At 45.8% G+C, this 12114-nt stretch carries 14 protein-coding genes; 12 read left to right on the plus strand and 2 right to left on the minus strand.

The features are described 5' to 3' along the window. Positions 1-10 precede the first annotated feature (10 nt). On the minus strand, positions 11-460 hold the full coding sequence (locus tag ACL9RM_RS02145) for an AbrB/MazE/SpoVT family DNA-binding domain-containing protein (protein ID WP_039271650.1): 450 nt from the start codon (positions 458-460) through the stop codon (positions 11-13). A gap of 438 nt (positions 461-898) precedes the next feature. On the opposite strand from ACL9RM_RS02145, the gene ACL9RM_RS02150 reads away from it, so the two are divergent. The 12 genes from ACL9RM_RS02150 to ACL9RM_RS02205 all read left to right on the plus strand — a co-directional run bounded on the left by ACL9RM_RS02150 (position 899) and on the right by ACL9RM_RS02205 (position 10267). Next, a complete protein-coding gene (locus ACL9RM_RS02150) occupies positions 899-1537 on the plus strand; it encodes a ThuA domain-containing protein (RefSeq protein ID WP_039271649.1) in 639 nt (212 codons plus the stop codon). A 102-nt stretch (positions 1538-1639) separates the two neighbouring features. Further along, positions 1640-1999, plus strand: coding sequence for a phasin family protein (locus ACL9RM_RS02155; RefSeq protein ID WP_013312404.1), 360 nt, complete (start codon positions 1640-1642; stop codon positions 1997-1999). A gap of 1 nt (position 2000) precedes the next feature. Then, positions 2001-3671 (plus strand): ABC1 kinase family protein, encoded by a 1671-nt coding sequence (locus tag ACL9RM_RS02160; protein WP_039271646.1) that lies wholly within the window; start codon positions 2001-2003, stop codon positions 3669-3671. Between the two features lie 23 nt (positions 3672-3694). After that, complete coding sequence (locus ACL9RM_RS02165; protein ID WP_081330700.1) at positions 3695-4252, plus strand: hypothetical protein; 558 nt, start codon at positions 3695-3697, stop codon at positions 4250-4252. A gap of 64 nt (positions 4253-4316) precedes the next feature. Next, positions 4317-4556, plus strand: a complete 240-nt coding sequence (locus ACL9RM_RS02170; protein WP_069290586.1) for a hypothetical protein — start codon at positions 4317-4319, stop codon at positions 4554-4556. Then, the gene (locus ACL9RM_RS02175; RefSeq protein WP_165177837.1) at positions 4557-4961 is read left to right on the plus strand and encodes a PIN domain-containing protein; all 405 of its coding nucleotides are present in this window, start codon (positions 4557-4559) and stop codon (positions 4959-4961) included. It begins immediately after the preceding gene. Positions 4962-5250: 289 nt separating this feature from the next. After that, complete coding sequence (locus ACL9RM_RS02180) at positions 5251-6699, plus strand: SulP family inorganic anion transporter (protein ID WP_250266858.1); 1449 nt, start codon at positions 5251-5253, stop codon at positions 6697-6699. A gap of 219 nt (positions 6700-6918) precedes the next feature. Continuing rightward, positions 6919-7584, plus strand: coding sequence for an amino acid ABC transporter permease (locus ACL9RM_RS02185; RefSeq protein WP_250266857.1), 666 nt, complete (start codon positions 6919-6921; stop codon positions 7582-7584). Continuing rightward, entirely contained in the window at positions 7565-8242 is a 678-nt protein-coding gene (locus ACL9RM_RS02190; RefSeq protein WP_250266856.1) for an amino acid ABC transporter permease, read from the plus strand. The genes ACL9RM_RS02185 and ACL9RM_RS02190 overlap by 20 nt, the downstream gene beginning before the upstream one ends. A gap of 18 nt (positions 8243-8260) precedes the next feature. Next, entirely contained in the window at positions 8261-9016 is a 756-nt protein-coding gene (locus tag ACL9RM_RS02195) for an amino acid ABC transporter ATP-binding protein (RefSeq protein ID WP_250266855.1), read from the plus strand. An 18-nt stretch (positions 9017-9034) separates the two neighbouring features. After that, positions 9035-9910: a cysteine ABC transporter substrate-binding protein gene (locus ACL9RM_RS02200; RefSeq protein ID WP_069290583.1), complete on the plus strand. Its 876-nt coding sequence runs from the start codon at positions 9035-9037 to the stop codon at positions 9908-9910. 249 nt (positions 9911-10159) lie between these two features. Beyond that, entirely contained in the window at positions 10160-10267 is a 108-nt protein-coding gene (locus ACL9RM_RS02205; RefSeq protein WP_158451783.1) for a putative metal homeostasis protein, read from the plus strand. 420 nt (positions 10268-10687) lie between these two features. Here ACL9RM_RS02205 and ACL9RM_RS02210 read toward each other — a convergent pair whose 3' ends face one another. Further along, entirely contained in the window at positions 10688-11920 is a 1233-nt protein-coding gene (locus tag ACL9RM_RS02210; protein ID WP_250266854.1) for a PHB depolymerase family esterase, read from the minus strand. Between the last annotated feature and the right edge of the window lie 194 nt (positions 11921-12114).

The raw sequence follows: 12114 nt of genomic DNA on the forward strand, positions 1-12114 counted from the left end.
GGTGACTCGCTTACATGAGCTTTTTCAGCTGGGAAATCCTTCCCTGGCTCACGCCAAGCATGGAGGCGAGTTGTTTTTGTGAAGATGCTGGATGTTCTTCCATAAGCTCTCTCATTTTCTCCAAAATAACGTCTGTGCGCTGATAAATTTTTTTCATATGCATATTTTGCTTAAGTGGAGGTGAATGGGTTTCAGTCGCTGTGACCGGAATTAAATCTTCCGTTTTCATCGAGGCTGCACATTCATCGCAGATAAACTGATCTTTAAAGTAGGTGTTGGTATCAACCGCACCGCAAAATATACAGTTGGTTGATTTGTACTTACGGAGCATGAGTGTCTGGTCTTCAATAAAAAACTCTAATGGATCGCCGATGTCAATCTCCATCGTCATGCGCAACTCTTTAGGAAGCACAATTCGCCCCAAGCTGTCCAAGGGCCGGGTCATTCCAGTCCTTTTCATTCATGCAACCTCCCCGGTTTTTTAAGATTTATAGAATGTATAAGGTTTGAGGCAATTCTTATCAATTCTATAACCGCAAGCATAAATTCTTACAAAAAGCGGCCCTTCATTGTTAATCAAGCATGGACGCACTTTTTTTCTTACGAGTATACCATAAACAGGCCGAATCGCCATCGTTCAGATTTATAAAGTTTGAATAAGTTTTAATAAGTTTATTGCGAGCGAACATATATGCTATAATCGTCTGCTAAAGGATTTAATAGGCCGTCTGTAGAATTATTTATATATGCCGTAGCTCGGACAATGATGGCGGTGTTATGAGAAATGGATAAGGGCCAAACGGAATTTTCTGAGCGTTTTGACCCCACAAACAAGAATAAATGACACGGGCCCCGCCTTTAAAGTCCTTATATACAAGTCAGGCAAGGAGGATTTATCATGGAAAAAAGAAAAGCATTGTTGTTAGGAGATTATTCGTATCCGGAGTTTCACCCGCTGCAAGGGGTGGACGAAGAGATTAGCCATATTTTACAGGATTGGATGACCGTACAGTGCAGTGAGAATCGTAAAATGCTGCTCAAGGAAAATCTAACCTCATTTGATCTATGTATCTCGTACTGCGATAGCCGCAAGGAGGTTCTGTCACCTCAACAAACAGCAGGATTGCTGTCTTATGTTAGTGGCGGGGGTGGATTGCTTGTGCTGCATAACGGAATCACATTGCAAGGACGGTATGAAATTGCACAGTTAATGGGGGCACGTTTCTTGCGACACCCGGCTGCAGGTCCACTTTCCTTCAAAGTAACGGAGCCGGATCATCCGATTATGGAAGGAATCGAGCCGTTCGAGATGCAAGAGGAGCCGTATCGTTTTGATTTTGATCCTTTCACTGAAAAAACACTATTGATGGAATATGAACACGAAGGCCAGTGGTGGCCGGCGGCATGGTCACTGTCCTATGGCTTGGGTCGGGTCGTCTATTTGATGCCTGGACATAATCAGCCAAGCTTCCAACACGAGGGATACCGCAAGCTGCTGCTTCAGGCTGCCAAGTGGGCTGGACGCTTTCCGGGTTAAACATAGATCATTCCATTCATTGAGGAAGGGGAGCTGCGAACTTTATGCGGCTCCCCTTTTCAGGTTATACTATAGGTAATCACAGGTAGGGGAGGATATATTATGAGCGATTTGTTCAAAAAAGCCATCTCATTGGGGTGGGGCCTCACCGTTGTCAGCAAAGAAAAGGTGGAGAAAGCCGTCGAGGATCTTGTAAACCGGGGAGAACTTGCGCCCTCGGAATCCAAAGCGCTGGTCGATCGTCTGATCGAACGAGGGGCAGAGGAACAGGGACAATTCAAAACAGTGATCCGCGAACAGGTTAGCCGCATTTTGCAGGAGCTGGAAGTCCCTACCGAAAACGATGTTACAAGTTTGGAGCAGCGTGTGGCATTGTTGGAAAAACAGGTAGCGGAGCTGGAAAAAGAAAAGGCGGCGCTTACGGGTTCGAGCGACGCTGAAGAAGCGAACCGGCTGGATTAAAATGGCGGTTCGTATGAAGCACGCCGGTCGTTACCGGGAAATTGCCATGGCGCTGGCGCGTCATGGCTTTGGCTATATGGTGGAAGAAATGGGACTGTTCCAGCTGCTGTCATTGCCTCGCAAGTGGCTGACGAGAGAAACTCCCGAGTCCAAAACGCTAGGTGAACGGATTCGACTTGTGCTGGAGGATCTGGGGCCTGCATTCATCAAGCTTGGACAGTTGGCAAGCACACGTGCTGACCTGCTGCCGGAGCCTATTATCCGTGAGCTGGTTAAGCTTCAGGATCAGGTACCACCGTTTTCATCTGAAACGGCGCGTGGCATTCTGGAGCAAGAGCTGGACACGTCATTAGAGGACATACTGGTTCGTTTTGACGATGTTCCGCTGGCCGCTGCTTCGATCGGGCAAGTGCATCTGGGCAAGCTGCACAGCGGCGAAATGGTCGCCATTAAAATCCAGCGTCCTGGCGTTAATCGCATTATTCGGCGAGATTTGGACATTTTGCGGGAACTGACCGCTATGGCAGCCAAGCGCTGGGAGTGGGTAGAGCGATATCAGCTTCGCCAGATGGTGGAGGAGCTGGGGAGATCGCTCATTCAGGAGCTGGATTACAACCATGAAGCCCGTAATACAGAGAAGATTGCGCTCCAATTTGAGCAGGACCCACATATCTATATTCCGAAAATATACTGGGATCATACCTCTTCCCGTATACTGACTATGGAGTTTCTAGACGGAACTCACTTGGGTAGTCGTGAAGAGCTATTACGCCGTGGATATAACTTGAAAGAACTGGCGCAGCGGCTGGTGAACAGCATGCTGCATCAAATTTTTATAGAGGGATTTTTTCATGCCGATCCCCATCCGGGGAATTTACTCGTTTTGAAAAATGGCAGTCTCGCTTATTTGGACTTTGGCATGACGGGAAGGTTGAGCGAAGAGATGAAGAATCATCTCGCTTCCCTCATTATTGCCCTGATGCGCAAAAATACCGATGCCATGGTTCGGTCTATCGAACGTTTGGGTCTGGTCGAACCGGACACCGACCTGAATGCGCTGCGTGCTGATCTGGACAAGATACGCGAAGATTACTCAGACGTTCCTTTCTCACAGATCAGTATTGGTGATGCTTTGAACGACCTATTTGGCGCAGCGCAGCGCCATCGGATTGGTTTGCCGTCGGACGTCCTGTTGCTAGGCAAGGCGTTGCTGACACTGGAGGGGGTCGTGGAGCACCTGGACCCCGATCTCAGTATTATCGCTTTGGCTGAGCCCTTTGGTAACAAGCTGTTGAAGGAACGCTTCAGCGGTCGTCGTATCCGAGGCAAGCTGCTGGGTGGTGCGACTGAGCTGGTGGAGACGCTGATGGAACTACCAGGACATGCGAGGCATTTGGCCTCGATTATCAGCAAGGGCAAGCTTAAGCTGGAGGTTACTGTGCCGGAGCTGGAAATGCTTCTGCGCAGGCTGGATCAGATCAGCAACCGTCTGTCATTCAGTATCGTGCTGTTAGCGTTCAGCATTATTATGGTCGGACTGATTATCGGTTCATCGCTGAATCATCAGGTGACCATGCTGTGGAATGTACCTGCCATTGAAATCGGCTTTGTTGTCGCTCTCTTAATGGTTGCCTTTTTACTATATTCCATTTTTAAATCGGGAAGATTCTAGATACTGACCAGAAAGGAAAACTTATGGATACACATAAGATGAATAATCTCCAAATTGCAGATGTGCCATGGCACCGCCTGACTACTCCTTATGGTAGGGGCACGGAGTTGCCACAATTGATATCCAACGGGGAGTACGCAGCAATTGCTGATCTGATAGAGCATCAAGGCACATTGTGGCAGGTTACGCCATGGGTGTTACTTTTCTTATTGCGTAATATGCATATGAGAAATTCGGATGATATCACGCGGAGTGAGTTGGAACTGTACCATGCGGTTGTTGGAACATTGGACATGGAAAACGCACAAGAGGATTCACAGAAGTCTGTAGAATCCCTAACCATGCTGCTGGACGAAAAATATCTATGGCCGGCAGACAGCGATCCAGAAGAAGATGAACTGGAGTGGGAAGAGGAAGAAGCACGCGGTTATGATCCGGTAGCTTTTTGGAGTTATTATGACTATAGTTATCGATTATTGAAGCAAGCACTGCCTGACTTTGAAGGCTTACTTCAGCAGCATGCGGACTCTGAGATTGCTGAATCCCTATCGGAGCTTGTACAGAAATTGCGAAAATTTTAAACATAAGAAAACGAATCAAATGAGCTATGACAGGAAACTAATCTTTTGCTAAGGAGTGATTTTAGTGGCAAAAAAATTAACTGATCTACATCGAATACGTCTCTTAAATCTCCTTCGTGATATTGGGTTTGAACCATCAAAAGTTACTATAGAAAATAAACAGGGGGAAACTGAGGTTATTGATTTAGAGTCCCCGTTACCGAAAGGGTTGCAAGCTGTTTTAAATTCCCGAGGCAGCCTAAGTAAGGAGCAATTACTTGAGATCGAAGAGAGTGTTAAACAATCCAGAGAGGATTGGGATTAGATGGGGTATTTATTTGATACGAATGCAGCTATTGCCCTTCATAGACTTGACTCATCTTTGGATAGAGTAATACGACAAGCTGAGAAAGACAAAGAGAATATTTTCTTTTCTGTTATAACTCAGTCCGAGTTTATAGCCGGGTTGCCCACTGATACTGCCTTAGATTCAATACCTTTTCTTGGCGGGGAATTTATTGCAGTTAATTCAGATATCGCAGTTAAAGCGGGGCGTATCAGAAGAGAACAAAAAGATAAGTTTGCAAGAAAGCTCAAGACTCCAGATGCATTGATTCTTGCGACAGCTATTATAAACCAATTGGTACTGGTTACGGCGGATCAAGATCTACAGTTCGCGGAGTCTGAGTATGAAGTTAAGGTGATAAACTTTAGCAGGTTAGAATCTTAGAAATTGCGAAAATTTTAATTATAAGAAAACGAAATAAGATGAAGATAATGATCGATATTTCAAGGAAATAGATGATTTCTTTCTGTAAACAGCCTTTTAACTCATTCGTCTCTGCGATTTCCTTACGTTATAATGATGGACTGAATGTAACGGACCGGGTTCGTTTGAGAGAGACGAACTGAATGATAGGAGAGCCTTGGCGATTGGGCGCTGGACGGAGACCCGAAACACACGGGGTGCGAGTCAACACGCTACTCTCCGTAAATATAGGAGGCTGGAACGAGACAGTATGAATCTTAGACACCAATGGTTCGGTAATATCCGGGCCGATATACTTGCGGGCATGACCGTGGCGCTAGCACTAATTCCCGAGGCGATTGCCTTCTCGATCATTGCGGGGGTCAATCCCATGGTCGGACTGTACGCCTCCATCTCGATGGCAATTGTCATCTCTTTTGCAGGTGGACGTCCGGCGATGATCTCGGCAGCAACTGGAGCGGTAGCGGTACTGGTCGTTGGCCTAGTGAAGGATCATGGCGTGGAATATCTGTTTGCAGCTACCATTTTGGCAGGAATCATTCAAGTGCTGCTGGGTGTTTTGAAAATAGGTCGCTTTATCAGCTTTATTTCGCAGCCGGTTATGACCGGATTTGTGAATGCGCTGGCGATCCTCGTCTTTATGGCGCAACTCACCCACTTTCATGGAGCTAATTGGATCATGTACGCGATGGTAGCGGGGACGCTGCTCATTGTGTATATTTTACCGAGATTTGTGAAAAGCATTCCTGCTCCATTGACGGCAATCATCATCATGACGATCATTACGTATGTATTTGGATTGAATGTGAAAACGGTAGGAGATATCGGTACGCTAACCAGCTCGCTGCCTTCATTCCATTTGCCGCAAATTGAGTGGTCGTGGCATACTTTGCGGATTTTGTTGCCGTATTCCTTTACGATGGCACTGGTTGGACTACTGGAATCGCTGCTGACAGCCAGTATTTTGGATGAAATGACCGAAACGAAGAGCAATAAAAACCGGGAAGCCCGCGGGCAAGGGATTGCCAACTTTGTAAATGGCTTTTTTGGTGGTATGGGTGGTTGTGCCATGATCGGACAATCCGTTATTAATGTCAGCTCAGGTGGAAGAGGGCGTTTGTCCACTTTTACGGCTGGGGTATTCTTGGCCTTTCTGCTGCTCGTGCTTGGCGGGGTTGTAAAGCAAGTGCCAATGGGTGCATTGGTAGGAGTCATGTTTATGGTGTGTATCGGAACCGTAGACTGGAAATCGCTCCGAAACATTGCTAAGGTACCCAAGGCGGACACGTTTATTATGGTGGTCACGGTGATCATTGTGGTGGCTACGCATGATTTGTCCAAGGGCGTGATCGTAGGCGTACTGCTGAGTGCTCTGCATTTTGGCTGGAAAATGGCTAAAATTCGCATCAGCGCAACGGAGAACAACGACGAAAAGGTGTACCATGTCAGGGGTCCGATGTTTTTTGCTTCAACGACTCATTTTGTCGATCATTTCGAACCTTCGGATGATCCAAAACGTGTCGTGGTGGACTTCAGTCATTCTCATATTTGGGATCACTCCGCAGTTACTGCCATCGGCAAGGTGTTGCAAAAGTATACGAAATCCGGCAAATCCATCACCCTGCGGGGATTAAATGAGGAGAGCCGTTTAATTGTAGAGAAGCTCGGCGGCCCTCTTGTTACCGAGCCGCTCGTATGATGAATCGTATAGCATAAATCAAAGCTTGAAATGAAATTTATTCATTTCAAGCTTTTTTTATTTATTTCTGAAATAAAACAACACTTTTCTTCCTGAATCATAGATAAATATGACAAATTTTCATCAAAGTATTGACGTAATAATTGGGCAGGAATACAATCATTGTTATTAAGCAGAGCAAGTACATAGGAATAATTGAAAATCGAAAGGTATACACATATGAACTTAGACTGGGAGTTTATTGTAGAGAGCTTGCCGTTATATGGAGAAGCTATGTGGTTGACGTTGAAGATCGCCTTTTTTGCTATTCTATTTTCATTAGTCGTCGGTTTGCTGTGCAGCACAGTACTGTATTACAAGGTAAGGGGAATTAGCCGCATCGTTGTTGCCTATATTGAGCTTTCCCGAAATACGCCGCTGCTTGTACAGTTATATTTTCTGTATTACGGGTTTACGAAAATAGGTCTGCATATGAGCGAAATGACGTGTGCCATTGTGGGCATGACCTTTTTGGGCGGGGGTTATATGGCTGAGGCGTTCCGTGGGGGAATGGAAGCAGTGAGTAAAACCCAGACGGAATCCGGGCTGAGTCTCGGACTGTCCAAGATACAACTGGCGAGATATGTTATTTTGCCACAGGCTTTTGCCATCAGTGTTCCGTCTCTGGGAGCGAATGCGATTTTTTTGCTCAAGGAGACTTCCATTGTTGGCGCCATTGCTTTATTAGATCTGATGAATGTGGCAAAAGACCTGATCGGCATGTACTACAAAACGACAGAATCCCTAATTCTGCTGGTATTGGCATATCTCGTTCTGCTTTTACCTTTGTCGATACTGCTGACGTGGGTGGAAAGGAAGGTGAGATATGCTGAATTCGGGGATTAATGTGCTCTTTGAAGGTTCCAATTTCGAGCGTCTATTAGGGGGATTACTCGTTACGCTGGAGATTGCGTTACTTTCCATTATTATCGGTACTCTACTAGGCATTTTGATGGGGTTGCTGCGCACCTTAAAATCAAGACCGATTCGGTTTGTGCTGAAATTATATTTGGAGACATTCCGCATTATTCCAATTCTGGTATGGTTGTATGTTGTGTATTTTGGATTTACTCCTTTGTTGAATGTGAATATCAGCGGGGAATTGACAGCAATTATCGTATTCAGCCTGTGGGGAGCGGCCGAGATTGGTGATATCGTTCGTGGTGCATTGGAATCACTGCCCAAGCATCAGGTGGAATCCGGGCAGGCATTGGGACTGACATATGGACAGTTATACCGCTATGTGCTCATTCCCCAGGCGGTGCGCCGAATGCTTCCCGGTTCTATTAATCTGGCGACACGGATGATCAAAACCACTTCATTAGTGGTGCTGATCGGTGTAGTGGAAGTGGTCAAGGTCGGACAGCAGATTATTGAGCTTGGTGTAATCAAGGCGCCCTCGGCATCCTTCTGGGTGTACGGCTTTATTTTCATATTGTATTTTCTCGTATGCTATCCGTTATCCAGACTTTCCAAAAGATTTGAACGCAGATGGCAAAATTAGCAGGATGGGGTGGGTGTCATGGGAGAGGCTGAGGAGGTTTTACTCGAAATTCGAGGGCTGCACAAAAGCTTCGAAGACCGAAAAGTACTGCAACAGATTAATCTGGACGTAACGAAAGGGGAAGTCGTGGTCGTTCTCGGTCCTTCGGGATGTGGAAAAAGCACGCTCCTCCGATGTCTCAATGGTCTGGAGCCGGTCCAGAGTGGAGATATCCGTTATAGAGGACAGGACCTGACGGATAAGAAAGTGAATTGGCGTGAGGTGCGGCAGCATATTGGAATGGTGTTCCAGAACTACGAGCTGTTTCCACATATGACGGTCTTAGAAAATATATTACTCGGCCCGCTTAAAGTTCAGCGGAGAAATAAGCAGGAGGCACTTGAGCAAGCGGAGCAGCTATTGGAGCGAGTGGGTCTGCTGGATCGCAAAGATGCGTATCCGAGACAATTATCAGGTGGGCAAAAGCAACGGATTGCAATTGTGCGCGCCCTGTGTATGAACCCGGAAATTATGCTCTTTGATGAAGTCACCGCATCCTTGGACCCGGAAATGGTCAGAGAGGTACTGGATGTCATGCGAGAGCTGGCACAGCAGGGCATGACCATGATTATCGTGACGCATGAAATGGGATTTGCCAAGTCGGTAGGGGATCGTATCGTTTTTATGGATCAAGGACAGATATGCGAAATGACTACGCCACAGCAATTTTTTACCCAACCGGAAACAGAGCGTGCCCAGCACTTTCTGGATATATTTCAGTACGAAACGATATAAACAGGGGGATGAATACAGATGAGAAAAGGAATGAAGTTCACGACGTTATTACTGGCTTTGAGCTTGCTGATTGTTGGTTTGGCGGGATGTGCAGGAGGCGGAAATACCAACGGTAGTTCAGGCTCGGCTAAATTTGCTTCGATTGAGGACATTAAAAAGAATGGCAAGATTCGAATAGGTGTATTTGCAGATAAGCCGCCTTTTGGCTACGTGGATTCGGAAGGGAAGAATCAAGGCTTTGACGTCTATATTGCGAAGCGGTTTGCCAAAGATCTCTTGGGTGACGAGTCCAAGGTGGAATTTGTTCTGGTGGATGCCGCCAGCCGGGTCGCCTATTTGGAATCCAACAAGGTAGATATCATCATGGCTAACTTTACGGTGACGGATGAGCGTAAGGAAAAAGTCGATTTTGCCAACCCGTATATGAAATTATCCTTTGGCATTGTGTCGCCTGATAGCGCTCCAATCACCACGATTGACCAATTGAAGAATTCGGATCAGAAGCTGATTGTCGCAAAGGGAACAACGGCTGAAACCTATTTCACGAAAAATTACCCTGATATCAAGCTGCTTAAATTCGATCAATATACAGAAATCTTCTCAGCCCTCAAAGACAAACGCGGGGCTGCCATTGCCAACGATAATACAGAGCTGATCGCCTGGGCAAAGGCCAACCCTGGCTTTACCGTAACCATCCCGGCCTTTGGTGGTCAAGATACGATTGCACCCGCAGTAGCAAAGGGAAATAAGGAGTTATTAGACTGGATCAACAATGAGCTGGCTACATTAGGCAAGGAAAACTTTGTGCATCAAGCCTACAAGGACACACTGACCTCTGTTTACGGAGAAGGCTTTACAGATCAACTGGTCGTAGAGGGCGGCAAAGTGGATTAATCATAGTATAAGTTGTTGTTTTACTATAAAGAAGTGTTGGGACTGCAAGCCCAACGCTTCTTTATTAATATGGGGGAAAGGGGTCATTGGCAACTCCTTAATAAAGGTACATACTTCTCCCAAAGCTCTTGCATGCTAGTAGATTTCATTATATAATTTTAAATGATAATGAGAATCATAATCACTACTAATAGGCTTTAGGTGCATGCTCACGCTATGAGCCTAAGTGAATAGTATGGTGATGTACACATGGCTAAAGCAGATGTGGCAACTGCCAGAAGACAGCTTCGGAGTCCGAACAAGGTAACTCGCAGACGAGCTTTGAGAACGATCAAAGCTGCGAAACGCGCGAAGTAGCAGGTTCCAAGTTAACTGCAAATGGCAATACCAGTGTCAAATTTTTCAGTCTCCTCGTTTTGATATTGCACTTGCCTTCCTGATGGTGGTACACAGGAAAGTAGGTGTCTTTTTTTTGAATAATAAAAAAGCGCCAGGCGGGTATCGAACCGTTCTGGCGCATTATTTGGAGATATAAAAAAACCAAACTCAAAATGAACATAAAAACGGAGTAGACGGAATAGTGCTGTACAAGCGAAGCGATCGCTTTAAAAGCTTTCCGTAGGAAAGCGCGCTTCGGAAGCATCACCTCCCCGGATTACTACTCTATAAAAGGCTTTGTTCAAGAAATCCGGGGGCGGTGGCGATGGAAAGTACTATCCGACTGCGTAGTGGCACAATATGAAACTTTTAAGTTCGGTTTTAATACAAAAACTACATTTATTTCTTTTGTGCAAACAGCCATTCAATCATATCCTGATTTTGCAGAGCCGGAACCCAGGAGAAGTGTCCTGTAGGTTTGATAATCCCTGCTTCGTATTCAGTGAAGTGAATGAGGTTTCCGTTTTGTGCTTTAATGGCAGCGACCATTTCTTGCGAGTTTTTAGGACTTACTGTGGTATCGTCTGCAGCATGGAAGGCCCAAATAGGAACGTTTTTCAATGCCTCGACGTGTGTAGGTTCAACAGGCGCATACATGTTAACGGCTTTTTCATAGTTGGTCAAACCGGCAATTGGCACACCTGCGGCGAACAAGTCCAGATTTTTTTCCAACAATCTCCACGTTCCCATGGCTCCTTGAGAAATACCAACAATATAGATTCGGTTGGTATCGATCGGGTATTTTAACGCCGTATCACGTACCAAATCGGCTACAGCGCTGTTGCGTGGCTCATCTGCCCAAATGAATTTATGCTCCAGGTCAATCGGGCTTTGTGGAGCGATGACGAAGGATGGGTGTTTGGCTTGCTGCTCAGGAGAAGCCCAAGTGACAGCACCAGCATTCGCTAACAGGTTGACTCCGTTTCCATCACCGCGTTCGCCGTTTCCGTGCAGGAATACAACCAACGGGTAGGTTTTGCCTGGTTCTACTTTAGGTTCAAATGTAAAGTAGTTCAGTTTGAAGCCTTCTTTATTTTCAAAGGTGTTTTTTTGGAAATCGTCCACGATTGGTGTAATTTTATCCGTTGCTTTTACAGTCTGTGTAGAGGCTGGGATGACTGTTTTCTTTGAAGTTGCAATATCTTTCTTTTGACTAATCATATAATTCAACGTGTTGATGCGGTTAACTGCGCTTGTTGCATCGTAAGTAAGGGTACTTGCATTTTTATCTTGCGTATCCAGCTCAATCACGACATATTTGCCATGAGTACTGCGGTTGGTGATGGCTCCAGTATCATTGGTATATACACTGGTCACGGTTCTGTCTGTATATACATCATTGAGTACAGATTGAACCTGAAAGCTGGACGTGGATAAGGATGCCCCGTCAATATTGGTGCTGTATTTCAGTACGACAGCAGAAACGACTTCACCCAAAGGCTGTACCTGAGTAAGTAGGGTAGCCTGTGGCGCTGGGACATCGGCTGCTGCGGCAGAGCTGGAGGATGGGAAAAAGATCGTTAGCATGAACACGAAAGATAATAAAACAAGGGCAAAACGTCTTCTTTGCATGAGATTAATCTCCTTTGGTGTCGTTTTTTAAAGCGCTTACTACATGTTCGGGATGGTTGACTGTAAGCTGTGAAATTCATACAAATCAAAAAAAGGCAAACTCCGGGTACACGTGTGCACTCGGGTTTTGCCTTTTCAGTAACAATCCCACTTGAAGGATAGCACCTTCATTGGAATCTGACAAGTGAAAGCGC

Origin of the sequence: Paenibacillus sp. S29 (genome assembly GCF_049319765.1) — a bacterium.
Taxonomy (GTDB): domain Bacteria; phylum Bacillota; class Bacilli; order Paenibacillales; family Paenibacillaceae; genus Paenibacillus; species Paenibacillus polymyxa_B.

Excerpts from the sequence above, each read along its gene's own strand:
- ACL9RM_RS02160 (WP_039271646.1), top strand. The coding sequence starts at position 2,001 with ATGGCGGTTCGTATGAAGCACGCCGGTCGTTACCGGGAAATTGCCATG.
- ACL9RM_RS02155 (WP_013312404.1), top strand. The coding sequence starts at position 1,640 with ATGAGCGATTTGTTCAAAAAAGCCATCTCATTGGGGTGGGGCCTCACC.
- ACL9RM_RS02190 (WP_250266856.1), top strand. The coding sequence starts at position 7,565 with ATGCTGAATTCGGGGATTAATGTGCTCTTTGAAGGTTCCAATTTCGAG.
- ACL9RM_RS02145 (WP_039271650.1), bottom strand. The coding sequence starts at position 460 with ATGAAAAGGACTGGAATGACCCGGCCCTTGGACAGCTTGGGGCGAATT.
- ACL9RM_RS02185 (WP_250266857.1), top strand. The coding sequence starts at position 6,919 with ATGAACTTAGACTGGGAGTTTATTGTAGAGAGCTTGCCGTTATATGGA.
- ACL9RM_RS02175 (WP_165177837.1), top strand. The coding sequence starts at position 4,557 with ATGGGGTATTTATTTGATACGAATGCAGCTATTGCCCTTCATAGACTT.
- ACL9RM_RS02205 (WP_158451783.1), top strand. The coding sequence starts at position 10,160 with ATGGCTAAAGCAGATGTGGCAACTGCCAGAAGACAGCTTCGGAGTCCG.
- ACL9RM_RS02150 (WP_039271649.1), top strand. The coding sequence starts at position 899 with ATGGAAAAAAGAAAAGCATTGTTGTTAGGAGATTATTCGTATCCGGAG.
- ACL9RM_RS02165 (WP_081330700.1), top strand. The coding sequence starts at position 3,695 with ATGGATACACATAAGATGAATAATCTCCAAATTGCAGATGTGCCATGG.
- ACL9RM_RS02195 (WP_250266855.1), top strand. The coding sequence starts at position 8,261 with ATGGGAGAGGCTGAGGAGGTTTTACTCGAAATTCGAGGGCTGCACAAA.
- ACL9RM_RS02180 (WP_250266858.1), top strand. The coding sequence starts at position 5,251 with ATGAATCTTAGACACCAATGGTTCGGTAATATCCGGGCCGATATACTT.
- ACL9RM_RS02200 (WP_069290583.1), top strand. The coding sequence starts at position 9,035 with ATGAGAAAAGGAATGAAGTTCACGACGTTATTACTGGCTTTGAGCTTG.
- ACL9RM_RS02210 (WP_250266854.1), bottom strand. The coding sequence starts at position 11,920 with ATGCAAAGAAGACGTTTTGCCCTTGTTTTATTATCTTTCGTGTTCATG.